At 61.4% G+C, this 24,717-nt stretch carries 20 protein-coding genes; 14 read left to right on the top strand and 6 right to left on the bottom strand.

The window, feature by feature from the left end:
• Positions 1 to 82: 82 nt before the first annotated feature.
• The 4 genes from AAD496_RS13600 to AAD496_RS13615 all read left to right on the top strand — a co-directional run bounded on the left by AAD496_RS13600 (position 83) and on the right by AAD496_RS13615 (position 4,146).
• Entirely contained in the window at positions 83 to 1,105 is a 1,023-nt protein-coding gene (locus AAD496_RS13600) for a hypothetical protein (protein WP_349829365.1), read from the top strand.
• A gap of 92 nt (positions 1,106 to 1,197) precedes the next feature.
• On the top strand, positions 1,198 to 2,196 hold the full coding sequence (gene rfbB / locus AAD496_RS13605) for a dTDP-glucose 4,6-dehydratase (RefSeq protein WP_349829367.1): 999 nt from the start codon (positions 1,198 to 1,200) through the stop codon (positions 2,194 to 2,196).
• Positions 2,197 to 2,199: 3 nt separating this feature from the next.
• Complete coding sequence (locus AAD496_RS13610) at positions 2,200 to 3,603, top strand: sugar nucleotide-binding protein (RefSeq protein ID WP_349829368.1); 1,404 nt, start codon at positions 2,200 to 2,202, stop codon at positions 3,601 to 3,603.
• A gap of 165 nt (positions 3,604 to 3,768) precedes the next feature.
• On the top strand, positions 3,769 to 4,146 hold the full coding sequence (locus AAD496_RS13615) for an integrase core domain-containing protein (RefSeq protein WP_349829369.1): 378 nt from the start codon (positions 3,769 to 3,771) through the stop codon (positions 4,144 to 4,146).
• Between the two features lie 184 nt (positions 4,147 to 4,330).
• On the opposite strand, the gene AAD496_RS13620 is transcribed toward AAD496_RS13615, so the two are convergent.
• The 4 genes from AAD496_RS13620 to AAD496_RS13635 form a co-directional block, all read right to left on the bottom strand.
• Positions 4,331 to 5,356 (bottom strand): glycosyltransferase family 61 protein, encoded by a 1,026-nt coding sequence (locus AAD496_RS13620; protein WP_349829370.1) that lies wholly within the window; start codon positions 5,354 to 5,356, stop codon positions 4,331 to 4,333.
• Positions 5,353 to 6,384 (bottom strand): hypothetical protein, encoded by a 1,032-nt coding sequence (locus AAD496_RS13625; RefSeq protein ID WP_349829372.1) that lies wholly within the window; start codon positions 6,382 to 6,384, stop codon positions 5,353 to 5,355. Before AAD496_RS13625 ends, AAD496_RS13620 begins: the two co-directional genes overlap by 4 nt.
• A gap of 39 nt (positions 6,385 to 6,423) precedes the next feature.
• Complete coding sequence (locus AAD496_RS13630; protein ID WP_349829373.1) at positions 6,424 to 7,314, bottom strand: hypothetical protein; 891 nt, start codon at positions 7,312 to 7,314, stop codon at positions 6,424 to 6,426.
• Positions 7,315 to 7,400: 86 nt separating this feature from the next.
• On the bottom strand, positions 7,401 to 8,363 hold the full coding sequence (locus AAD496_RS13635) for a rhamnan synthesis F family protein (RefSeq protein WP_349829374.1): 963 nt from the start codon (positions 8,361 to 8,363) through the stop codon (positions 7,401 to 7,403).
• A 183-nt stretch (positions 8,364 to 8,546) separates the two neighbouring features.
• Here AAD496_RS13635 and AAD496_RS13640 point away from each other — a divergent pair, with 183 nt between their 5' ends.
• From AAD496_RS13640 to AAD496_RS13650, 3 genes are read left to right on the top strand one after another with little or no spacing between them, the layout of a single operon-like run.
• On the top strand, positions 8,547 to 9,392 hold the full coding sequence (locus tag AAD496_RS13640; RefSeq protein ID WP_349829375.1) for a rhamnan synthesis F family protein: 846 nt from the start codon (positions 8,547 to 8,549) through the stop codon (positions 9,390 to 9,392).
• A gap of 30 nt (positions 9,393 to 9,422) precedes the next feature.
• The gene (locus AAD496_RS13645; RefSeq protein WP_349829376.1) at positions 9,423 to 10,703 is read left to right on the top strand and encodes a rhamnan synthesis F family protein; all 1,281 of its coding nucleotides are present in this window, start codon (positions 9,423 to 9,425) and stop codon (positions 10,701 to 10,703) included.
• A 48-nt stretch (positions 10,704 to 10,751) separates the two neighbouring features.
• Complete coding sequence (locus AAD496_RS13650; protein WP_349829377.1) at positions 10,752 to 13,760, top strand: glycosyltransferase family protein; 3,009 nt, start codon at positions 10,752 to 10,754, stop codon at positions 13,758 to 13,760.
• 17 nt (positions 13,761 to 13,777) lie between these two features.
• Here AAD496_RS13650 and AAD496_RS13655 read toward each other — a convergent pair whose 3' ends face one another.
• Together AAD496_RS13655 and cysC are read right to left on the bottom strand one after the other, a co-directional pair.
• Positions 13,778 to 14,227, bottom strand: coding sequence for a hypothetical protein (locus AAD496_RS13655; protein WP_349829378.1), 450 nt, complete (start codon positions 14,225 to 14,227; stop codon positions 13,778 to 13,780).
• Positions 14,228 to 14,241: 14 nt separating this feature from the next.
• Complete coding sequence (cysC, locus tag AAD496_RS13660; RefSeq protein ID WP_349829379.1) at positions 14,242 to 15,456, bottom strand: adenylyl-sulfate kinase; 1,215 nt, start codon at positions 15,454 to 15,456, stop codon at positions 14,242 to 14,244.
• Positions 15,457 to 15,643: 187 nt separating this feature from the next.
• On the opposite strand from cysC, the gene AAD496_RS13665 reads away from it, so the two are divergent.
• The 7 genes from AAD496_RS13665 to AAD496_RS13695 all read left to right on the top strand — a co-directional run bounded on the left by AAD496_RS13665 (position 15,644) and on the right by AAD496_RS13695 (position 24,420).
• Positions 15,644 to 16,513, top strand: coding sequence for a 3'(2'),5'-bisphosphate nucleotidase CysQ (locus AAD496_RS13665; RefSeq protein ID WP_349829380.1), 870 nt, complete (start codon positions 15,644 to 15,646; stop codon positions 16,511 to 16,513).
• Positions 16,510 to 17,412, top strand: a complete 903-nt coding sequence (gene cysD / locus AAD496_RS13670; RefSeq protein ID WP_349829381.1) for a sulfate adenylyltransferase subunit CysD — start codon at positions 16,510 to 16,512, stop codon at positions 17,410 to 17,412. The genes AAD496_RS13665 and cysD overlap by 4 nt, the downstream gene beginning before the upstream one ends.
• Positions 17,412 to 18,716 (top strand): sulfate adenylyltransferase subunit CysN, encoded by a 1,305-nt coding sequence (cysN, locus tag AAD496_RS13675; RefSeq protein WP_349829382.1) that lies wholly within the window; start codon positions 17,412 to 17,414, stop codon positions 18,714 to 18,716. Before cysD ends, cysN begins: the two co-directional genes overlap by 1 nt.
• 104 nt (positions 18,717 to 18,820) lie before the next feature.
• Positions 18,821 to 21,214 (top strand): glycosyltransferase family protein, encoded by a 2,394-nt coding sequence (locus AAD496_RS13680; protein WP_349829383.1) that lies wholly within the window; start codon positions 18,821 to 18,823, stop codon positions 21,212 to 21,214.
• Complete coding sequence (locus AAD496_RS13685; protein ID WP_349829384.1) at positions 21,211 to 22,422, top strand: glycosyltransferase family 4 protein; 1,212 nt, start codon at positions 21,211 to 21,213, stop codon at positions 22,420 to 22,422. The genes AAD496_RS13680 and AAD496_RS13685 overlap by 4 nt, the downstream gene beginning before the upstream one ends.
• A gap of 214 nt (positions 22,423 to 22,636) precedes the next feature.
• Entirely contained in the window at positions 22,637 to 23,464 is an 828-nt protein-coding gene (locus AAD496_RS13690; RefSeq protein WP_349829385.1) for a sulfotransferase, read from the top strand.
• Positions 23,465 to 23,475: 11 nt separating this feature from the next.
• Positions 23,476 to 24,420, top strand: a complete 945-nt coding sequence (locus tag AAD496_RS13695) for a glycosyltransferase family 61 protein (RefSeq protein ID WP_349829386.1) — start codon at positions 23,476 to 23,478, stop codon at positions 24,418 to 24,420.
• Positions 24,421 to 24,717 lie beyond the last annotated feature (297 nt).

Raw genomic sequence — 24,717 nt, forward strand, 5'->3', positions numbered from 1 at the left:
GCGATCAGGTAGGATTAGGGAATAGTGCGTCATTGGCGAAAGTCAGAGATTTTATAGAAAGATCGATCCCAAAGGAGTTTCAATGAGCGGAGCTAGCCGACTCGTGCTGCACATCGGCATGCCGAAAACAGGATCCAGTGCACTCCAGGTTGCCTTCGTGCGTAACCGCGATTGGCTCGCTAGATCTGGTATTTACTATCCCACTCACTATAATGACGACAAAGCACTCAAAGGCGGCGTGGTCAGCGGAAATGGCATAGGTGCCCACCTGTATACAATGGCTGCGGGCGGGCTCCGTGGAAAGGATCGTCCGAGTGCGAGAGTTTTCGCAGACCCTTTGGAGAAGTCGCCCGCCGAGTCAGTGTTGATGTCGAGTGAGGGCTTCTGGGGGTTTTTGCCAGGGGAAAATAGATTCCGTGAGCTGCAGGACATTGTTTCGGCAGCTGGAGCAGAGCTGCATATTGCAGTATTCGTTCGGAATGTGGTCGGTCACGCGCTCAGCGCTTATTCTCAGCGGGTAAAGCGTGCGAAGTATACGGAGAGTTTCGATTCATTCATTCGTGTCAACCCGAATAATGGGAGTTCTGCGTACAGCCATCCCATGCGGAAGAAGATTGATCACCTTTTGAATGTTGTTGGTCCGGAAAAACTCCATGTACTGCACTATGATTCGAGCAGCTCGCGGATAACCACTCATTTCCTGCGTACTGTCTTCGGGATTGATGACTTTACTGGATTCGCTGAAGCCAAATCTCGGATTAATCGTTCTTTGACTCCTGATGAGATCGATATAATGCGCCGCCTGAATCGGCATGTCGAACGCGGTGGCGATGCGACCAGGTTGAGTGACGAAATTATCTCGATGCCAGAATTCGGCGACCGAAAGCTCCGGATCACACCTCAGAATCAAGAGATTCTGTCGGAGAGGTTCTCCTCTGACATCGAGTGGATCAACCGGACGTTCTTCGCGGGGGAGGATGTCGTGGGGATCGGGTCCGACAAGGTCACGGTGACCGAAGATACCCCTGCCGCGGTGGGGCCCGCGCGACGGGAGAAGTTCTACCTCGGTCTCATCGGCAAACTGGCGCCGTACCTGAAGTCCTGAGCGGGGTCTCACCAGGTCCGGGGCGCCTGTACCGGACCCCGGGCACCGTGTGGATCACACATCAGTCGCCGATCTCCGTTAGGTTAGAGGGCGTGAAACGACTTCTGGTTACCGGCGGCGCCGGCTTCATCGGTTCGAACTTCGTCCGTTACGTCCTCGAGAACACCGACTACGTGGTCACGGTCCTCGACAAGATGACCTATGCCGGGAACAAGGAGTCCCTCGTCGGGCTCGACGAGTCCCGGTTCTCCCTGGTGGAGGGGGACATCGCAGATGCTGAGTTGGTGGAGAGCCTGGTGCCCACCGTCGACGCGATCGTGCACTACGCGGCGGAGTCCCACAACGACAACTCACTGGAGGACCCCCGTCCGTTCCTCGACACCAACATCATCGGGACGTACACGCTGATCGAGGCAGCGCGCCGACACGAGAAGCGGTTCCACCACATCTCGACCGACGAGGTCTACGGCGACCTGGAACTCGACGACCCCAACCGCTTCACGGAGTCGACGCCTTATGCACCATCGAGCCCCTACTCGTCCACGAAGGCGGGCAGCGACCTGCTCGTCCGGGCGTGGGTCCGCTCCTTCGGTCTGCAGGCGACGATCAGCAACTGCTCGAACAACTACGGGCCGTTCCAGCACGTCGAGAAGTTCATCCCGCGCCAGATCACGGAGATCCTCGAGGGCCGCCAGCCACGTTTGTACGGCGCGGGACAGAACGTGCGGGACTGGATCCACGCGGACGATCACTCCTCCGCAGTCCTCACGATCCTGGAAAAGGGCGAGATCGGGGAGACCTACCTCATCGGCGCGGACGGCGAGAAGAACAACCGTGAGGTCGTCGAGCTCATCCTGGAGAAGATGGGCAAGGACCCATCGGACTTCGAGCACGTGAACGATCGTGCTGGACACGACCTCCGTTACGCGATCGACTCGACCAAACTGCGCACCGAGCTCGGCTGGGAGCCCCGCTATCAGGACTTCGAGTCCGGCCTGGAGGCCACGATCGCGTGGTACACGGACAATGCCGACTGGTGGAAGTCCGCGAAGGCGGAGACCGAGGCCAAGTACACGGCGAAGGGGCACTGAGACATGGAGTTCTCGAAGGAACTGAAGGCGACACCGGTCGAGCAGATCCCCGGGATGATGGTCCTCGACCTGCCCGTCCACGGGGACAACCGCGGGTGGTTCAAGGAGAACTGGCAGCGGGAGAAGATGACCGGTCTGGGCCTGCCGGACTTCGGCCCGGTCCAGAACAACATCTCCTACAACATCGAGGCCGGAACGACCCGGGGTATCCACGCGGAGCCCTGGGACAAGTTCATCTCGATCGCCACCGGTGAGATCTTCGGAGCCTGGGTCGACCTGCGCGAAGGCCCGACCTTCGGGAACGTGTTCACCACCCGACTCGACGCGAGCAAGGCGATCTACGTCCCCCGCGGAGTCGGCAACTCCTACCAAGCACTCCAGGACCACACGGCGTACGTGTACTTGGTGAACGACCACTGGTCGGCCGAGGCACAGTCGCAGTACACGTTCCTCAACCTCGCGGATCCGACCTCCGCGATCGACTGGCCGATCTCCCTGGACGAGGCCGAACTGTCCGAGAAGGACAAGAAGCACCCATACCTGGAGGACGTGACACCGTTCCCGGCCAAGAAGATCGCGGTTCTCGGTGCGAACGGTCAGTTGGGGAAGGCACTGAGGGCCAAGCTGAGCGACGAAGAGGCAGTGTTCTTCACCCGCGACGAAGCCGACCTCTCCGATCCCGCATCGCTGGCGGACCTGCCATGGGACTCGTTCCGAGCAGTCGTGAATGCAGGTGCGTACACTGCCGTCGATCAGGCCGAGACCCCAGAGGGACGTCAGCAGGCCTGGGCCGTGAATGCGACCGGCACCCGGGCACTCGCCGAGATCACCGCGGCACATCGACTTCCTCTCGTGCACGTCTCGACCGATTACGTGTTCGATGGCACGAATGACGGGGAGTACTCCGAGTCTGACGCTCTCTGCCCCGTCGGTGTCTACGGCCAGTCGAAGGCGGCCGGCGAACTCGGCTTGGTAGCCAATCCTCAGCACTACCTGCTCCGTACCAGCTGGGTCATCGGTGAGGGGAAGAACTTCGTCCTCACCATGAAGATGCTCGCCGAAAAGGGCGTCGACCCATCTGTCGTTTCCGACCAGGTCGGACGCCTGACCTTTACCGAAGACCTCGCGGCCGCAGCGCTGCATCTGCTTGACTCCGGGGCGGATTACGGCATCTACAACGTCTCGAACGACGGTGAGCCCGCGGCCTGGTCGACGATCGCCCGGAGGGTCTTCGAAGCCACCGGTGCCGATCCCGCAAGCGTCTCGGACGTGACGACGGAGGAGTACTTTGCGGGCAAGGACGTCGCGCCGCGGCCATTGAACTCCCGGTTCGATCTCACCAAGCTCAAGTCGACCGGCTTCGTCCCGCGTGACCAGTTCGCCGCGCTGCGCGCGTATTTGAATTGACGTGTTCTCGACACACCAGAAGACCCATGGAGGACAGGTGAAACGCGAACCCTCGGTCAAAGGGGCAGTGGGTTTGGCTACTGCGCTAATTGTACTCACGGGATGCGGCGATAGGCGATGCGGTGGAGTCTGCTCGGTGAGTTGTGTGCCGGGCGGGGTGTGGCGATGTCGTTCAACCGGCCCAGTGAGTCGAATGACAATCCGTTCAAGGAATCGGAGTTTAGGACGATGAAGTATCGGCCGTCGTATCCGGGGAGCTTCGAGTCGATCGAGAAGGCGCGGGCGTGGGTCGATGTCTATGTCGAGTGGTTCAACACGGGTCATCATCATTCGGCTTTGGGCCGGTTCACGCCAGGCCAGGTCCATGACGGGTCGTGGGAGCCGTTGTGCCAGGCCCGGCGGGAGGTGTTGGCGTCGTATCACGCGCAGCATCCGCAGCGGTTCAGGGACCGACCCCGGGTCGCGGTGCCCGCGCCCGAGGTCGGGATCAATCTGCATCGTCGGGTCGGTCCCGACGGTGCAGGGAAACAGAAAATCAGTTGATCAATCCCTTGGGGTGACTCCACACAGGTTGACAGTCGCCGGTTCCGGGTAAGTCGAGCCATTTGACCGTGCGCACGGATTGCAGCACATTACCAATTGATAGTTGATGTCGCATACATCGCACATGCGAGGGACCGGCGACAGTCACGCTTTCTGTAATCATCGAAGCTCCGCTACCCTCTCCTCAGTTAAGCAGTAGATCAACCTGGCGCAAGGTGGGAACCACGTTTCTCGCTCTCGCACTTCCGAAGTATGGGAGGAAAGCGTGGAGATGGCCGGTTGCGGCTGAAAGCACACGCTGCATGTGCTGGCCTTGGGTCGGATTCCTTCGATTCCCGATCTCAATGATCTTAGTTTTAGGTGGGGAGAACGCTGTGAGGAGCAAGTTGGAACCTGCTATACCCGCGATCACCTCGGCATTGGCTGCCAGTGAGATCTGCTGGACTATAGTGAGTTCCTGTGGATGAACGACGTGAAACCCACGATCTGCCATTTTGTCCTCAAGGACGCGATCATTTCTAGTGAAACGATTATCATTCTTCAAGCCCGTCCGCGAGAAATAGACGAGTGGATAGGAGTTGCTGTAGTTCGACGCTTCTGAAGTGGCGTGCTCTGCGACCTCCTGCCATAAGCGTACCGCTCGAGGCGAAGCAACTAGTCCGAGAGTGACCGGGGGTGTCTCAACGTGCATGCGCTCGACTCGGACGCGGCTACCTTCCGGGCCCCTTACTATTCGAATTGGAGTGGCCTTGTCCCATCCTGCGAGGCGCAGGAGTTCTCGTTGCCAAGAACTTGGTTCGCCCTTCCAAATGAAGGGGTGGCAAAGTATGCCGTCTTTGTCATGCCTGACGTGGCCGATCGCTGGGAGTGCCTCGATGACAAAATGCCCGAAGTGGTTCATCCAATTGCCGCCGTACAACCAAGAGCCGGGGATGTGGCTTGTGGCATCATTCATTGGATTCAAGCTTGTGGGATCGTTGGGAACGAACTTTTTTTGGTTTGGCCCACGTCGTCGTAGAGACTGTTCGACAAGTTTGAGATCAGATGTGTAGACTGCTCCTTGGCAATTTTCGGGTTGCCCTGGGTGGAAAACCTTGAAATGAGTGAGCACTGCATCAGTCAATTCGATGGGCTCAGCTGGTATATCGGTGACATTGCTTCGACCTGTTGGTACTCGAAATTTGACCGGATTGAGATCTGCACTATTCATGTTTGATCACTCCAAATGTGGTGTTGCAGCGGCCAGCCACGCGATAAGGTGCCGCGCGCGAGTGCAAGGGCCGGTGCGTCAGTACTCCCGTCGACTACTCTTGTACCGCCGATCACGTCATATGCTCGCGATTGCGGGAAGAACTCGTCATTCACTTTATCGACTTCCGGTTGGTAAGCTTCGCGTAGGTGGTCGGCGTCTGTTTGACTGAGCACTGAGGCCCGCGGCCCGAACGCGGGAATATCCATGAGAATGTTGGACAGCTTGGCAAGTTGAGATCGGTCGCTGACTGTTTTGTTCAATTCGCGCATGAAGAGGAGCTCCACTTGCGTGAGCGATCGGTTCACCTCTTTGGCTGACCCGTGTTCCCATTCGGTTTCACTGTGTGCACCAAGGATCTTCGCCAGCGGTGTTACTACATCTTTTCGGTGGGTGTCGTAGTGAACGACGTGTATGTTTTCGCGACCGAGGATTGCGACCCAACTGGAAAGGCTTTCCGCAACGCGCTGATTGAATGCTGGGCTGTTCATGGTTCGACCGATGAAATGTGAGAAATCGTGAGTGAACTTGTGACGCTTGACTGCTTGTCCGTAAAGTGACAACGCGTGCCCCGCGGTGTCGCGCACATACGCGACGATTTCTATTCTGATATCTCGTGTGCCCAGCGCGTCTCGAACGCTTTCAAGCTGAGCTGGGTCGATTTTCCACATCGCTTCGGTCGTATATACAGTTGTGCCGTAATGGCTGGATTCGACAGAATCGACGAATGCATTCAGGTCTGTTCGTTCACGATTCTGCGCATTCAACATATCGTCACTCAAGAACAATGTGTGAAGTCCGACACCATTGCCGCTGACTACCTTACCTTTGAGAGTTGCTCCGTCAGAGGGATGTTCAGGGTAATCGATGTCAGCTTCGCGGAGCTTATTCCGATTGAACACGAACCACGATCGGAGTGCACTCGCGCCAGTTTTAGGCTGGCCGACGTGAAGCAAGAGGCGGCGGTGCTGGTTAACTGGAGTTGTCATGTGCGGGCTCCGTACGCTAAGCGGTGTCGGGCGGAGGGATCAGTCGATTTCGATTTGTTCGGCGAAAGCAACGACGTCATCCGTGAGTCGAAGCGAAATAATGTCGCCGGTGTTGAGAGGTTGAGTGAATGTGTGGGAGAATTGGTGTCCACTCGCGGTTTCCCGCGCGACTGGTGTTCCATTCACTGAGATTTCGACCATGACAGTTCGGTTCGGAGCCGCGAGATAGTGCGCCGTCCCTTTGATGTGATACTTGTCTGCTTCGTCAACGCTCCCGACGCCTCGAGTGACTCTAGAAGCATTGAGGTATTCCTGCGGGTTCGGGTCGATGAACTCCAGTGCCGCGGCACGCTGTTCGTCGGTCACGGTCGTGGGTGCCACGAGCTGGGTGAGGACGTCGACGAACGACTCCTTGCTCTGCAAGACGCGGTCATAGGACAGGAGCAGGCCATTGGGCCGGCGGCGCTGGATGAAGCCCGTGATCTTCTTGTACCCCGTCAGTGCCATGTCCAGGCCGTTGACGATGTCCAACTGCATGGAGATGTTGTTGCGGTTGGCCATCGAGAAGATGTCCTTGAAGATGAACAGGTAGATCGGGTTACGCACGGTGTCATGGATCTTGCCGAAATTGTCGATGATCCCCGGACGCTTGTACGCCCAGACGTCGTGCTGCTCACCGTACTGACCGGCGATCCTCTTGACGTCCGCCGCAGTTCCGTTCTCGAAGGCATTGGCCAGGTGCGTGTCTTCGAAGACCGGGGCGTTCGACCCTTGGCCGGTGAAAACCCCCAGGTGGTGCAGGGTGCCGGCGACCATCGACGTGCCTCCGCGTGCGGGTCCCACCACGATGAGGGTCTTCTCGGCCGCTTCGAATGCGGCGGGATCACCGATCTGCTTGATGCCGGTGTTGTTCAGGCTGTCGAGTGACACGTGAGGTGCTCCAGGTTCAGGCGGGTAGTGAGCGTGATGCTACCAGCGCAGCGTGATCGCGCCGGGGCAACTGAGGGATGTGGAGATCAGTACGCGTAGCGCAGGTCCGCATACAGTTTGGGTAGGCGGTCGCGCAGTCCTTTGGGTCGGTACCGCCCACGGTAGAGGTGATTGGTGTCCGCGATGTACTTGTCGACTCCTTCGAATGCCTGGGGGAACACGTCCGCCAGAGCCGCGCCGAGCGCTGCGCCACCCAACTCCGCCGGATCGAGCCGTATGGCCTCCAGTTTGAGGAGGGGAAGGCTGCCGTGCAGGGCGGCGTCCGCGAGTGTGATCGTCGGATTGAACGACAAGCGCTCGTCCGAACGGATTCGGGCAGAAGAGTGCGCGCGCCACCATCGCGTCACGGCCTCCTCGCCCTCTCGCTCGGGTGAGTGCAGGAAACTGAGCCGTCGGTTCGCGAGAACGATCTCCTCGGGGGTGGCTTCGTAGTACGCGCCACTGCTGAACCCTGCCTCTTCGAGCAGTCCCGTGAGCCGGAGTTCGCCCTGTTCGATGGCTTCCGCCCGGTTCGCCGGTGTACCGAAATCCTGCCAGAAGTGGCGGAACACAGGGCTGCCGCACACCTGGGACTTGAAAACCATGAAGTACGACTGCACGTGGGTCTTGATCTCGTAGGACTTCGTCATGCCCCAGAAGTCGACCGCGCGGTGATCCATCGTGCGGAATATCTTATCCAAGGAGACGAAGGGGCCGATGAAACTGTCATTGCAGAACAGGATGTCCGCGCCACCGGGATCATTGAGGAGCTGATATCCGACCTGCAAGCTCTTGAAGTCGTAGCCGACATTGGGTCGTGTGGTGAAGGTGATGCGCGGACGAGCGCCCAGCCAGGCCTGACCGTCCCTGTCAATACCGCTGGTGGAGACCACGACGATGCGATCACACACGTCCGCGATCCGGTCCAGCAGGTACCGGGTGTGCGGTGCAAGAGCACGGGTGGCGTCGAAATGTGCGACGACGGCGTTCCGGCGACCGGACCTGATCATCGAGGTGAGATTTCCCTTCCCGATGCAGGCACGAAAAGCGGGCCTGCCTACGCAGTTCATCTGACGTGATCGCGGCTACGGTAGCATGCGCACCAGTCCACCCCAGGAGTTGAATTGTCGACATTGGTCGTAATGGCGCATCGGGATCCGGAAGCCCGTGTGCGGACGAACACTGTGCACGCGGTGAAGACGCTGTGCCGCGAGGCCGACCGGTTCGTGATCGTGAGCTCCACCGGCATCACCCTGGAGGACCAGGAGTTGCTGCCGGAGAAGGTCGAGTACGAACGCAGGACCGGTCCCGGGCACCGATTCGCCTGTTACCAGCACGGCCTGGGGCTCGTGGGATACAGCGCCCTTCTGGAGTTCGACACGGTCGTCCTCGTCGACTCGGCTCTGATCGGTCCCATCCGCACTGTGGACGAGATCGTGAACGGCCCCGCTTCGGTCGGATACGAGATCGTGCCCCTGACGAGCTCCAGTACCCCCTTGTGGCATCCCGATCCCTCTTTCATCGGACTCAAGGCTCCGGTCGTGCGGTCGTGGGCCTTCCGTCGGTTCTGGCGCGATTTCGACCCCTCGACGGACGATGTGCGCTCCGCTCACGCGGCCGCTGCCTTCGAAAGTCAGTTGGAGAACACAGGCTTCCGGACCGGCGCCTACTTCCGCCTGACGCAGGTCGATCTCGACCTCGCCGCACGTCGCGTCGTGCGTGCTGAAGAAGCCTCAGGACGTTCAGTCGACATGGAGAAGAAGCTCCGGTGGGATTCCGGAGTCGTTCTCGCCGACGAGATGGTCAGATCCGGGCGCCTTCCGGCGATCACCATGGACGTGATCCTGCACGACCCCTACGCACTCGGTGCGGATGCCCTCCTCGACGCGGGGGAGCGACATCTGCCGGAGGTATTCGACGGTCTGCGCGAAGAAATCGGACGTCACCCGGAGACCCGGCGGACGCCCGTCCCTGCACAGACGCCCGAGGAGCGCGACCTTGAAGGCCTCGGCTATTGCACGGCCTCGACACCTCGTTGATGTATCCCCGACGAACGGAAACCGACTGACATGCCCTTCGCCGTCATCGACAACATGACGCCGGACCGCCGGACTCTCACGGGGAAGATCTCCAAGGGGGTGTTCTTCGCCGCACACACGAACTACGTCGGCGGTGCCAATCACACGGACCTCGAGTGGGCGCTCGATCACCCCGCCTTCGTCGAGGCGCAGGACGACCTCCTGTGGCATGACCAAACCGTTTCGGCGACAAAGGGCCGCGGCCTCGACGTCGAGCGTGGTTTCGCCCTCACATTCAACCGTCCGCTCGAATCCCACGAGATCACCGCCAAGGCTCTGGGCATCCATGTGTCGGGCCGGACACGGAGCGGCGATGGTGAGTACAGCGAAGTCGAAGACCTCACCGGCGGCAATCCCGTCATCGTCGACCGTTCCTTCGTCTACCGGCAGCTCGAGCAAGTGTCCTCCGCCGCGGCCGACGACGCGATCTTCGCCCAGACCTTCTCTGCGGAGATTCTCGACGAAGTCCGACAGGCCCGGACCAGTCGGATCGCCGTCCTCGTGCATTGCTTCTACGGCGACGTCCTGGAGACGGTGCTGGAGCATGTCCACCGCCTGGATCCTCATGTTCCCTACGATCTCTTCGTCGACGTCCCCGACGACCGGCTCGACGAGGCGTCCCGGTTGCAGGAACTCCACCCCGGTGCGCGCGTGTTCGTCGTGCCCAACCGCGGGCGTGACATCCTCCCGTTCCTCCGAGTGGCACCGTTCCTCCGAGAGGCCGGATACACCTCCGTCCTCAAGGTGCACACCAAGAAGTCCCCGACCTCGACGATCGGCCCGGCCTGGCTGCGCGCCATCATGCGGGCGCTCGTCCCCGAGGACCCGGCCGTTCTCCACCAGGTGGTCGATGCACTCGACTCTGAGGACACGGCGATCATCGGTCCCGAGCGGTACTACTACCCCCTGAGCTACGGCTTCGCGGCGAGCGACAACCTCCGCAACCTCGTCCACGTCATCGAGGAACGCACCGGTGCCGTCGAACTCGACGACGTGGTGGACGGCTTCTACACGGACTTCGGCTTCTTCGCCGGCACGATGTTCTGGGCGCGTCTCGACGCGTTCGAGGACTTCTACGGCATCGAGACCGCACGGGTCGAAGAGGAGCCGCTGCCCACGGACGGGACCTTCCTGCATTCGCTCGAACGGCTCTTCGGGGCCATTCCTCCTGTCCTGGGCAAAAAGATGTACTCCGTGGCGATCGACGGTCGGCGTGAGCCATTCGCTGAGCGTCCTCCCGGTACCACGACACCCATGCGGCCCCTCGGCTGACGACCCATGCAGTATCCGCCCGAACCTCACGCAGGAGCAGACGTACCGATGACGGATTCCACGGACCCCTTCGATCTCGACGACTTCCTGGTCCCCACCATGGACGAGGGGCAGGCCGAGCTTGCGGAGATGCTGGCGGAGTCGGTCCTTCTCGACGCCGACTGGTACGGCCTCCAGCGCGGCACCACCTTCGAGACCATGTCCGAGGCGGCCGTGGACTACGTGCTCAACGGCGCGGAGGCCGGCCTCACGCCGCATGCGCTCTTCGCACCCCAGTGGATCCTGCGGGACTTCGAGGGGGAGTACCGCTGGACCGAGGTGCTCCGCGAGCACCTGACGGACCCCGCGTACGCCCGTCGGACCGCCACGCATCCGTTCTTCGATCCCACGCGTCTGCCTCCGCGCTTCGCACAGGCGAAGAACCCCCTGGCGGAGTTCCTCGCCTCGGCCACGTCGTCGACTCCGCTGCCGTACGACCTCTCCGTGTGGGGCCACCAGGAGCCCGTGACCCTGGGGCAGGTGCAGGAGAGCGCACGTGCGAGCTGGCATACGCGATCCGCCGCCGAGGCGCCCTCCGCCCCCCTCACTCCCATCGACGCGACGGCGCTGGGAGCCCCGACCTCCGGGTCGTCGCTCACCTTCGTCGTTGTCCTGGAGGACTCTCCGAACGACTTCCGGCGGGCCTATGAGCAGATCGCCGGACCTCGCTCAGTCCAGCGCTTCGGTGCGTGGGAGATGCTCGTCGTCGACCCCTACCGCGCCGAGGACGCCTCCGTGGTGGTCGGCCACATCGCGGCTCGCGACCCCCGTGTGAAGTTCCTCGGCGGTGGCCGCGGTGACTGGTTCGCCGGGATCGCCTCGGCACTCGAGCAGGCCGAGGGTTCCGCGGTCGTCTTCGCCCACCCGGACCTCGTCTGGGAAGAACGGTTCGCTGTCACGGCACTCGCTGCCATTCAGGCAGGCACCACGGCGCTCGTCAGCGCCGACGCAGACGGCACGCCCCTTTTCGACTCCCTCGAAGGTGCAACCCTCGCAGGACTGGCGGTCGAGACCGGGGAGATGCGCCGGGTCTGGTCCGAGCTCGACTCCACCTTGGGCCGGGCCGCTGTCGTGGCCGCCGTGGCCGACCTCTCCGGAGGCACGGGGCAGCTCCCGGCGCTGTCCGGTGGTTCGACGGCTGCAACGGCGGTTCCGGAAGGTCCCGTCCGCCGGCCGGAGGACCGCCCGGAGTTCGATCGGGTGCTCGACATCATGGACTCGATGTCCGACGCTCCAGAAGAGGGTTCAGCCGAGTACGTCCGGGTTGTCCTCGACACGCGATTGAGTCGACTGGAGGAACTCGTGGCCGGTCTCGGCACCGAGCCCTCCACGGACCGTGCAACCGCGGTCATCGGGGTCCTGGACTCCGCATGGCCGACCGTCCAGATGGTCGACACCGTCGTCGACAGCCTCGACGGGGTGGGTGCGGTGATCGGACCCGACAACAAAGCACGGGTTCTCAACCGGGTGCTCCGACGGAACCCTGATGCCGTCATGGCGGTGTCCGATTTCGGTCAGTGGCTGGTCGGCACCGACGAACGGTTCGGCGAGATCCTGGAAGAGATCAAGACTTCGGGGACGCCGGTCCACCCGCTTACCGTCGACGAGGACCATGTGATCGCCGAGGCCGGTAGTTTCTATCCCGGGCGGAGCATCGAACCGTCCTCCCTCCTCAACGGGGTCTCCGAGGACGCGGTCTCCTTGACGGACGGTACCGAACTGCCCTCCGCCGGTCTCCCGCTCATGTTCCACTCCGCCGATGTCCTGGACGTCGGTGGGTTCGACGCGGCGCTCGACGATCTGTGGTTGGGCGAAGACCTGTGCCGTCGCCTTCCTACGGGCTCGCCGGTACTCAGCACGAACCTGACGATGCGTCCGGGAGGGCCTTCACCGGCGCCCCGGAAGGACCGGGCGAGCGCGATCGCAGCGTTCCGTGCCGGTTGGAGCGAGGCCGAGGTGCCCCGGAGCGAACAACTTCTGTCGGCCTGGGACGTCACGCCGTTCCCGCAGGGCAGCGAGGCGTGGGCGGCTCCTGCAGGTGCCGGCGACCAGTCCACGTGCGCGTGGGTGCCCGGGCGCTTCCAGACCCACGACCGAGCCTCGACCCGCCGGTGGCTGATTCTCCCTCGACGTTCGGGCGAGGACATCGACGGCCCGGCAGGGTCGATCGCGTTCGCCCACTCCCTGGCCCGGTCCCTGCGCACTGCCGGACAGACGGCCGTGGTCCAGGACGCCCGCTCGACCACGTGGACCCTGCAGGACGCGGATGTCGTCCTGGACCTGGACGGTGCGGCTGAGCAGCCCATTCCTCCGGGTTCGGTCTCCATACTCTGGGCGACCGGGGACGTCGACCGGATCGACCCTGCGCGTCTGCGGAACTATGACAGTCGCTTTGCCGCGGCTCCGGTGTGGACGCAGAGGATCGGTGAACGCCTGGGGATCGAGGTCGACCCTCTGCTCCTGTGCACCGACCCGCAAGCCTTCCCCTTCGACCCCGGCACTCCGTTCAACCGGGAGAACAAGGTCGTGAGCGTGGGGGACCGGAAGCCCTGGCGCCAGATCTCGGTCCATGGGTCCCTCCAAGACCTGCCGAAGATTGGGTACTTCTCCGTCCATGGGAACGGATGGACCGGTCGGATCCCGGGCCAGTTCGTCGCCCCCTACCCCGGGAACGTCGAGGACCTGGCCGATCTGTACCGACGGTCGTTCTACGTGGTCCTGGACCACCGCCCGGAACTTCGGGACCTGGGGTACGTGTCCCGCCAGGTCTTCGACGTCCTGTCCGCGGGAGGACATCTGCTCGTCGACGATGTCCACGGACTGCATGATCTGTTCGACGGACATGTGGCCGTCTATCGCAACCGGACCGAGCTGAGCTGGGCCTTCGGGCTCGAGTGGGTCTGCTACTACCCGACGCCCGAGGGCCAGCGGAAACTGTCGGAGCGGATCGCCCGCGAGCACTCCTTCACAAGGCGCGCCGGCACCCTCATCGAAGCCGCTGATGCGCTCCTGCGGTGAGGCAGAAGCTCAGCTGATCAGGCTTCCGGGATGCGGAGCAGGAACCTCTCCAGTCCCTGCCCGATGACGACCTCCGGACGGTAGTCGTCGACCATGTCCCAGTCGAAGTCCGCGGACCACACGAACCGGATCTCGGTGAAGGCGCTGTTGAGCCACCAGGAGAGCTTGTCCGGGTCGGCGGCGTCGATGTTCGTGGACGACGCACCGAAACGGATGCCGCGAGTGGCGAGTTTCTGCTTCCGTTCATGGAAGCGCGCAGTCCAGCCGTCGACGATCTTGCGGCACTTGTCCGGGTGCTTCTGGAAGAAGGCGTACTGGTTGAGGGCTCCGTTCGATCCGCGGTAGACGAACATGTAGCCCTCCTTGCCCAGGATGGCCGCCTCGTTCTGAGAGGTGGCGCCGACTGGGAAGAAGACCGGCGAAGTGCCTGCCGGGGCAGCAAGGGACGGGAGTTCGGAGGGGCGCATGGGTGGTGAGTACCTCAGAGTTCTCGCTTGACAAGTGCCACGGCGTCCTCGATGGAGACCTCACCGGCATCGATGACCAGATCGGCGTCGGTCGGCTTCTCGTAGGGCGAGCTGATCCCGGTGAAGTCCGGGATCTCGCCGGCGCGAGCTTTGGCGTACAGACCCTTACGGTCACGCTGCTCGCAGACCTCGAGTGAGGTGGAAATCCACACGAGAAGGAACCGGGCGCCCGCCTCCTCGGCGAGACGGCGTGCCGTCTGCCGGGCGGAAGCGAAGGGAGCGATGGGCGCCGCGATCGCCAGACCGCCGTGCTTGCCGATGAGGGAAGCGGCATACCCGATGCGTTCGACGTTGGTCTCCCGGTCCTCCCTGGAGAACCCGAGTCCCTTCGACAGATGGTGGCGGACCTCGTCGCCGTCGAGCAGTGTCACGGTCGTGCCCTCGCCCTCCAGGTCAGCGGCCAGGGCCTTGGCGATCGTCGACTTCCCGGAGCCGGAGAATCCGGTGAAGAACACGACCGTGCCGGTGTGGGTCGAGTGCTGGTGCGCCTGGATCACCTCGGCGGCGGCGACGGGGGAATAGATGTCCCGAGCGGCGGTCGCGAAGGAATTCTCCATTGCGCCGATGGCGGCGATCTGCCGCGGGGTGCGCTTGCGCGGGATCCGCATGTGCTCGCTTGCACCGTAGGAGGTCATGACATCCCGAGGATCGAGTTCACCCGAGATTTCACCACTGGGCCAGGGCACGACGACCACCGTGGTGGCGACGGAATGGGCCGAGTGGATCCGCTCGGCCAGGTTCCTGGCGATCCGTAGCCGCCCGGCAGGACGGACGGCGGAGCCCGGAACGGTATGGCGCGCGGCAGGGACGAAGAGGAGTGCGTCACCGGCGGCGCCGGCAGCTGCGAGGATCGCGTCGTCCTCGGCGCGGGTGGGAGCTTCGGGGAGCCAGACTCCGAGAACTCGCCCGGCCGTGGATGTCTCCGCACGGGTGTCGGTGGCCGACCTGCGTACCGCGGGATCGCCGAGGGCACCCGCCGCGATCGCGAGCGGTTTGAGCGCGGTGAGGTCGCCCTCCGTGTCGATCTGCGCAAGTGGGGTGTTCTCGGCATCGGTGAGGACCGTGCCGGCTTTGGGCCGGGGAACGAGCGGGAGCGTGTCCAGCCCGCCGCCCAGGACGAGTTCGACGAGGTCGACCTCGTCCGCGGTGAGAACTCGGGTGTCGGTCACTGTGGATCCTTCGGGTTCGCGTCGACGGCACCCGGTACGGATGCTCCTGTTCCGCCCCAGACTTTACGTGCTTCCGGCGCGGGTGATCTCGACACGTTCAATAGGAAAGGTCGAATTCGTCCAGTGCTAGCATTCGGTGACGATGGTCACCGACCGTCACGTCCGTATGCCTCGACCGAGAGACCTCATGACGTCCAGTATCACTGGCAGCACTGCGTCCGCGCCGGAACTCCCCGATCCGACCCTGTCGGACACCGATCTTGCGATCGCCCTCGCCGAAGGTGCCGGCGCGGTGTTGCTCGATCTTCGTCGTAGCGCTCCCGCGCAGGACGACCCTGATTTCAACGGCAAGTCTTTCAAGGACGCCGGCGACGCAGCCTCGCAGGCGTGGCTCGCTTCGGCACTCGCGCACGCCCGGCCCGACGACTCCGTGCTGTCCGAGGAAGCCGCGGACTCCACGGATCGTCTTGACGCCGATCGCGTTTGGATCATCGATCCCCTCGACGGAACGCGCGAGTTCTCCGAACGGGACGAGCAGGGTGTGTGGCGTGACGATTTCGCCGTGCACATCGCTCTCTGGAAGCAGGGTGAAGGCCTGACCGACGGGGCAGTGGGACTGCCCGCGCGTGGAGAGGTCAAAGCGACGCCGAACCCTGCAAGCGCGGCCGGCCCGACCGCCGAGGACTCTCCGGTTCGCCTCGCAGCGTCCCGCACACGTCCCCCGGCCTTCGTGGCGGAGCTCGCCGAGCGTGGTGACGCGCAGCTCGTGCCCATGGGATCCGCCGGCGTGAAGGTCATGGCTGTCCTCGACGGGACCGTCGACGCCTACGTCCATGGCGGCGGACAGTACGAATGGGACTCGGCCGCCCCAGTAGCCGTCGCCCAGGCCGCCGGCTTGCATTGCACCCGGCTCGACGGGGCTCCGCTCGAATACAACCGTGAAAACCCGTGGCTGCCGGATCTGCTGGTGTGCCACCCCTCCGACGTTTCGCGTCTGAGCGCATTGCTCAGTAGCGTGGGCGTCGATCAGTCGTCCCAGAAGGAAGGTGACCGGTGAGCTCTCACATCCTGAGCCAGCTCGAGTACCTGGAGTCCGAGAGCATCCACATCATCCGCGAGGTCGTCGCGGAGATGGAACGCCCCGTGCTGTTGTTCAGCGGCGGCAAGGACTCCATCGTGATGCTCCACCTGGCCATGAAGGCGTTCGCCCCGCAGCGGATCCCCTTCCCGATCATGCACGTGGACACGGGTCTGAACTTCCCGGAGGTCCTTGCCTGCCGTGACCGGTGGAAGGAGCGCCTGGGCATCAACTTGGTCGTCGCCTCCGTGCCGGACGCGATCGAGAAGGGCCTGGTGCAAGAGGAGCCCAACGGTTCCCGCAATCGGATCCAGACCCCGGTGCTTCTCAACGCCCTCGAGGAGGGCAAGTACGACGCCGCTTTCGGTGGCGGTCGACGTGACGAGGAGAAGGCCCGCGCCAAGGAGCGCGTGTTCTCCTTCCGTGACGACTTCGGTCAGTGGGACCCGAAGAGCCAGCGTCCGGAGATCTGGAACCTGTACAACGGTCGTGTCCACCAGGGCGAGTCGATCCGCGTGTTCCCGCTGTCCAACTGGACCGAGCTGGACATCTGGCAGTACATCGCCGCCGAGGACATCGACATCCCGGAGCTTTACCTCGCCAAGGAGCGCGAAGTCGTCGACCGTGACGGCATGCTGTTCGCCGTCAACGACTTCACACCGAAGAAGGAGGGCGAGACCTCCGAGTTCAAGTCCGTCCGTTACCGCACCGTGGGCGACGCCAACCTCACCGCTGCAGTCGAGTCCCCTGCGGGCACACTGCAGGAGATCGTCGACGAGGTGGCTGCTGTCCGACTGACCGAGCGTGGCGCCACCCGTGGCGACGACAAGGTCAGCGAAGCCGCCATGGAGGACCGCAAGAAGGAAGGGTACTTCTGATGAGCACCGACACCACGCCCACGACGGAGCACGTCCGCGAACTCGACATGCTGCGGTTCGCCACCGCCGGCTCCGTGGACGACGGCAAGTCGACGCTCATCGGTCGACTCCTCTTCGACTCCAAGTCGATCTTCCAGGACCAGCTCGACTCCGTCGAGCAGGTGAGCAAGGACCGCGGCAACGACTACACGGACCTGTCGCTGCTGACCGACGGTCTGCGTTCCGAGCGCGAACAGGGCATCACCATCGACGTGGCCTACCGCTACTTCGCCTCGCCCAAGCGCAAGTTCATCATCGCCGACACCCCGGGCCACACGCAGTACACCCGGAACATGGTCACCGGTGCCTCCACCGCGGATGCCGCGCTGATCCTCGTCGACGCCCGCAAGGGTGTACTGGAGCAGTCACGTCGTCACACATTCCTGGCGAGCCTCCTCGGTGTGCCGCACGTGGTCGTCTGCGTCAACAAGATGGACCTCGTCGACTACTCGGAAGAGGTCTTCGAGAACATCCGTGCGGAGTTCGCCGAGTTCGCGGCGAAACTGCGTGTCAAGGACATGACCTTCATCCCGATCTCCGCGCTGGCCGGCGACAACGTCGTCGAGCGCGGCGACAACATGCCGTGGTACCAGGGTTCGACCCTGCTCAACCACCTGGAGACCCTGCACGTCGCGTCCGACCGGAACCTCGTGGACGTCCGGTTCCCGGTGCAGTACGTCATCCGTCCCCAGCAGAACGATGCGCGTGACTACCGCGGTTACGCGGGAACGGTCGCCTCGGGCATCCTCAAGCCCGGTGACGACATCATGGCGCTGCCCTCCGGCTTCACCACGAAGATCAAGGCGATCGACACCGCCGACGGCGAGATCGACGAGGCGTTCCCGCCCATGTCGGTCACGGTCCGTCTGGAGGACGAGATCGACATCAGCCGTGGCGACATGCTGTGCCGTCCGCAGAATGCTCCGACGCCCACGCAGAACATCGACGCGCTGATCTGCTGGATGGACGAGGATCAGCCGCTGGTGAAGGGCAAGAAGTACGCGATCAAGCACACGACCAACTGGGCGCGCTGCGCGGTCAAGGACCTGTCGTACGAGATCGACGTCAACACCCTGCACCGCAACCAGGATGCGCAGAACCTGGAGCTCAACCAGATCGGGCGTGTGCAACTGCGCACGACGAAGCCGCTGTTCGCCGATTCCTACCAGGACAACCCGGAGACTGGTGCGTTCATCCTGGTGGACGAGGCGACGAACAAGACCGTGGCTGCCGGCATGATCGGCAACATGCCGCACGAAGTGTGACATCCTAGTATCGAAGCAACCAGATCACAGCCGCGTGGCCCGGTGACCTCCGCAAGTCGGTTCACCGGGCCGCGTGGTTTCACAGGCATGGAGGAAGAGCGCCAGTGGAAGACGAACAGTCGAACCCGCCGCGGGAGGTCCGGCTCGACACGCTTGACCCATCGTTCTACGCAATGCTCTATCCGGACCTTGGTCGCCTGAGTGAGACGCAACTCCACACTCATTGGCAGGCGAACGGTGCGTCCGAGGGTCGGATCCCTAACCGTGAGGCACTCGGGAAGAAGTTGGACCTCGATGTTGGAGTGCTGCCTGGTGACTTCAATTGGCAGGACTATCTGTCGGTCAATCCTGGTCTGTTGAACCGAGAGTGGACCGGTGTCTCCGCCACCGCGCATTATCTACGGCACGGCCGGGCGGAAGGGCGCCCTTCCTCGCTGCAGGAACGCGCGGATCGGGCGGGAGTGGATCTGGGCCGCGTTCCTGAGGACTTCGATGCAGACGCGTATCTCCGGCTCAATCCCGATGCCGTCGACGGCGGCCTCAGTACGCCTGCCTTGGCAAAGCTCCATTACGCCCAGTTCGGGATCGACGAACCCCGTCGTGTCTACCGGTTCGATCATGTCTTCTACGCGGAGATCTACCTGGAACGTACTCCCACCGAGGACGGCGAAGCGGAGTTCGAGCACTGGGAGTATGTGGGTTCCCGGCACGGGTGGCGCGCAGGTTCTCGGCCCTGGCTCGACGATTTGGGCATGGACCTGAGCTCTCTTCCTGAATTGCCTGATTTTCGCGACATCGCTGAGCGCAACGACCTAGATGTGTTCGGATACCGCGAGCTCCGTCAGCTGGTCGAGCAGGAGCCCCTCTGGGACGTGGCCGTCTACGAGAGCCCCGAGCACAATGCTGCTTTGTACCTTCTCCTGGCGAACCGGGCTTCGCGACATGGCGACGACGAGCTCGGGACCATCTTGGCCAAACGGTCCAATACGTATGTCGAGACGGCCGACGCCTACCAAGACATGGGTGATGCCGCTCTGCGCCAGGGTAACCGCCGTTTTGCGGGCAGGTGCTACCAGGAGGCCATTGAACTCGGGGCCCGGTCCATCTGGCCCAAGGCGCACGGTCTGCGGATCCACTTGGAGGCAGGAGACTTCGACAGCGCGATGGCACACGGGCAGGCTCTTGTCGACGAACACGGTGGAGATTCCGTCGCCGAACAGGCTCTGAAGGATCTGGGTAACGAGCTGTGGAACCATGCCCAAGAGCGCCATCGGTACCTGGCGATCCGTGGTGACCGTGAAGCACTCATCGACGAGGTTGCGCGGAATGTGCGCAGGCAGGCGGACATTCGGCGTGAGTGGATTGCACGCGGCGGTGACACGGAGCCGAAAGCGTCGGTTCGACGTGACAAGGTCCTGCTGGTTGCCGATCTCGGTCTTCCACAGACGACTCGCTATCGTGTCGATCAGAAGCGAGAGCAGTTGGTTCTGGCCGGTTACGACGTCACGGTTGTCAACTGGACGGACATTGCCAAAGCGCGTGCTGTCCTAGCGTGGCACGACGTCATCATCGTGTACCGGGCGCCGGCGTGGCCCAAGATGGTGCGTTTCATCACTGATGCAAAGGCTGCCGGCAAGGTCGTCTTCTATGAAATCGACGACATGCTCTACTCAGCTGAATACCCCCCGCCGGTGGAGACCTACGGCGGTCTGGTCGAACCGGACCAATATGTGGGTCTGACCACCAGCATGGCGGCATACCGTGCCGCGGCGCAGCTCTGTGACTACGCCATTGCGTCGACCAGAAATCTGGTGGACTCCCTTGCGCCGCTCGTGGTCACCGGCCGAGGATTCCTCCATAGGAACGGTTTCGATTCCCTCACTCCTGCCAGCACCCCGTTGGCGGAGAAGCGGCCCGGCGACCCCGTCACGATCTTCTACGGTTCCGGCACCAAGGCGCACAACTCGGATTTCATCGAACTCGTGCTGCCTGCTCTCGATACTCTCCTCCCGGAGCACCCCGAAGCTCGACTCGTCATCGTGGGGTACCTGAACCTGCCGGACGAGTTCGTCCACCGGCATGGAGAACAGATCGAACAGTTGCCATTCACCAAGTCGGTGGAGGCGTACATGTCACTGCTGTCCGGTGCAGACATCAATCTGGCAGTACTTCATGCCGACCCCCTCACGAACGGCAAGAGCGAGCTCAAGTGGTTCGAGGCCGCGAACTTCGGCATACCGTCCGTGGTGAGTGCCACCGATAACTATCTGGACGTCATTTCGCCGGGCCAGGACGGATTGATCGCCCACTCCACGGATGACTGGTACGAGCATCTCAGGACCTTGCTCAACTCCGAGCATGTTCGTTGGGACATCGGTGAACGTGCACGGCAACGGGTGGTCGATGAGTACAGCCTCAGGACCCTGGGGGAGAACATCAAGGGCATCATCGACCAGGCGTGCGATGACCTCGAAGGACGGATGGAGGCGGCGCGATGACCCGGCCCAAGATCGCAGTGGTGAATGTGTTCTTCCCGCCCCAGTCCATTGGCGGCGCGACACGGGTGGTCGCCGACAACGTGACAGTGCTCGAAAGGGACCACTCCGACGAGTTTGACTTCGTGTACTACACCTCGGACGTGGGCAGTACGCCGGCACACCAGGTGAATGTCTACACCTTGAACGGTCGACGGGTTTATCGCGCGGGCGTGCTGCACCGTCCCAACATGGATTGGCACCCATTCGACCCCGAATCAGGTGCCCAGTTCGGGAAGTTCCTCGATCATGAGAAGCCCGACCTCGTCCACTTTCACTGCATTCAGCGTCTGACCGCATCTATCGTCGAGGAGACTTTGACTCGGAACATTCCGTACCTCGTCACTCTGCACGATGCGTGGTGGATCTCCGACCTTCAGTTTCTGGTCGACCCAGCGGGGAAGGTGTACCCGGATGGGCATCCGGACCCGTACGAAGCGACCCCTCTGCCGAACGGCGTGACACGGGAAGAATCGATGCAGCGCCGACTACGCCTCCGGTCCCTCCTCAACTCCAGTAGCCGTGTCTTGACAGTCTCGGAGGCCTTTGCCGAAATCCACCGGAAGAATCACTTCCCGCAGGTCGAGGTCACGCTCAACGGTGTAGCTAAGGAGGGCTGGTTGCCCAAGGAGCCGTCGAAGAGTGGTCGAGTGAGAATGGCTCACATCGGCGGGATGGAACACCACAAAGGCTTCTACCTTCTCAGGGACGTACTCAAGTCGGGTCAGTTCGCCAACGTCGAGTTGACGGTTGTCGACCATTCCAAACCACATGGTTACCGAAAGAGTGAGCGGTGGGGCGCAACGGAAGTTGCCGTCATCGGCAAGATTCCCCAGGCGGGGATCGCGGAGCTATACGCTCGGACGGATGTACTCCTCGCTCCGTCCACGTGGCCCGAGAGCTTTGGGCTCGTGACTCGGGAGGCAGCTGCCGCCGGTTGTTGGGTGGTGACCTCCGACATCGGTGCCATCGGTGAGCAGGTCGATGACGGCGTCAACGGCATCATTGTAAAATCGAACGATCGGCGGTCACTTCGCGAAGCCGTTGCTCTGATGGACTCCAATCCCCATCGATATCTCGCCGAACCTCCCAAGCCCGACCTCCAAACACCAATTGATCAAGTGAAGAGGCTGGTCCATATCTATCGCGAGACACTTCGCGTGCGAATGTAAATAGCAAATCCGAATATTACTCGAACGCCACAACAATGAGATTGTTGCTGGGGATCACGCAATATCAAACTTACATAAATCAGGCCGGAGGAATGCTTGACGTCGACATGTAGACTACATCGAGTAGAGTGGGCAGCAAGAACTTGTCGGTGAAGTCTCATATCAAACATCTTCTTCAGAAGTCGAAAATATCAAGGATGTGGAGGTAATACACATGGCGCGATTCGTCATCGGAATCGGATCTCAGAGGGCTGGCTCCACGTTGCTACATCGAATTCTCGAGTCGGCAACTCCCATCGATATGCATCCCGTGAAGGAACTCCACTACTTCGACTCGCTGCATAACATTCGGAACCCTCAGATCCTGAAAGAGTTCTCTGCTCGACAGTTGGACAGGGAGCTGAGGAACTTGGTCGACCACGCCGGCCCGATCCGATTGAACCACCGGCAGGCCACTGCTCTTCGGGCGAACTGGATACTATCAAATTCTAATGTGAACGAGGTGGACTATTCGGATTTGTATCGACCACTAAACAAGAGAGAGGTTGTTGGCGAGATTACTCCGGAGTATATGCTCTTGCGAGGCTCCCAGGTGCAGGAAATGGCTGACACGGTGGGTTCCAATGCGAAGATTATACTTATTACGCGAGATCCTATTGACCGGTTCATTTCTTCGTTTAAACTTTTGAAGGTTTACGGCGGTGGTGAGGTAAACAAAGAAACCTTCTCTCGTGATTTGATCGATACTCTACAATCCATGCCGACATGGGTTGATCAGCAAATTCAATTCAGCAATTATCATGAAGCTGAGACAGAGTTCAGAAAGTATTTCCGTGAAGTTCTCGTCCTGAACTACGAATCGATAGTAAGTCGAGCTTTCCCGCTTTCATCGACTCTTTCTCAGTTTCTTGATGTGAAGGTTGACCAAGCGAAGGTTGAGGAGCTTATGAACGTTAAGGTTAATCAAATCGGAGAGTCGGGAGACATATCTGATGAAGCGCACGCAGCGCTTCGTGATCGTATACTGAAACACGACTCCTGAAGTTGGTGAGCATGCCCCAAAGCAGCTATCAGAACGGATTGGTTTCCGACTGGGACCTAATCGTTGACGACCGTGGACGTGGTGTAATGTGCGGGGCCGCCTACGATTCAAGTGGCAAACTGATTGCTGAAGGACTGCGCCGAGTTCCCAGAATTGCTCCAGTTCAGAACGTAGTGAGAAACCAGATAACTGTTGATCCAGAATCTCCTTTTATTTCCGGTCGCTGGGCATACTGTGGGAACTGGAATCACCATTTCGGGCATTTCATCACTGAAGCGCTCACCCGTACTTATGTCGCGGGGGGCGACTTAAACGGAATAGTATATCATCCAAATAGGCGGGGTCCCTCTAATTTCGCTATTAAAACTTGGCAAAAGACGCTACTTGAGCGCGCGGGCGTCCGTGTACCTGTTCTCATCATCGATAAGCAAGTTCGTTTCGAAGAGTTGGTAGTCTCCGAGCCGCAGGTAGTCATCGAAGAATCAGTTACGGAAACTGCGGCCAATGTTTGGGCCCGAGTCTCCAGTGATCGTAACGGTCAGCGACGTGTTTTTTTGTCGCGCTCTGCCCTTACGACGAAACGGCCTCGCGAAGCTGTGAATGATAATCAGCTTGACGCAGAGATGGAGAAGTTGGGATTCGATGTTATACATCCGGAGAAACTGACCATCAACGAACAGCTTGATGTGGTTGCGGAAAGTGGAATCATTGCGGGGGTATCAGGCAGCGCGCTGCATTTGTCGGCATTTAGCAACTCGGGCTTGTCAGTGATCGAGCTGGGCGATGGCAGGTCGCGCCATCGTGGTCTTCCAACCCAGTCTCTAATTGATGAGGGGAGTGGTAATAGCCATTATTTTGTGCCTTTGATAGAATCCGACGAGGCCGGCGCAAGGGACATAAACTCCACCTGCGCATCTGTACGGGATATCGTATCTACGATCGAAAGGGATTGGTAATGGTTGATAGGGTCATTTTACATGTTGGTCCGCACAAAACTGCCAGCACCTACCTTCAACACCAGTTCTTCAGCAGCCGCGAGCTGTTGAGGGCGCATGGCATCGACTATTATGAGCCACCTACGAAGTCCAGGAGTCACTGGGATCTGGCGGACATTCTTAGAGGCTCTCCTCCCCGACTTGGCTCAAATTAGTGCACACGCCCGCCCCGCCCGGCGGCACGCTGTCGGACGAGTTCGGCGACCCGCGCTGCCTCCTTCGGCGGGGGTGATTCCGCGACGACTTGCTGCCCGGCGA

The sequence above is a fragment of the Brevibacterium litoralis genome (assembly GCF_040212315.1).
Lineage (GTDB): Bacteria > Actinomycetota > Actinomycetes > Actinomycetales > Brevibacteriaceae > Brevibacterium > Brevibacterium litoralis.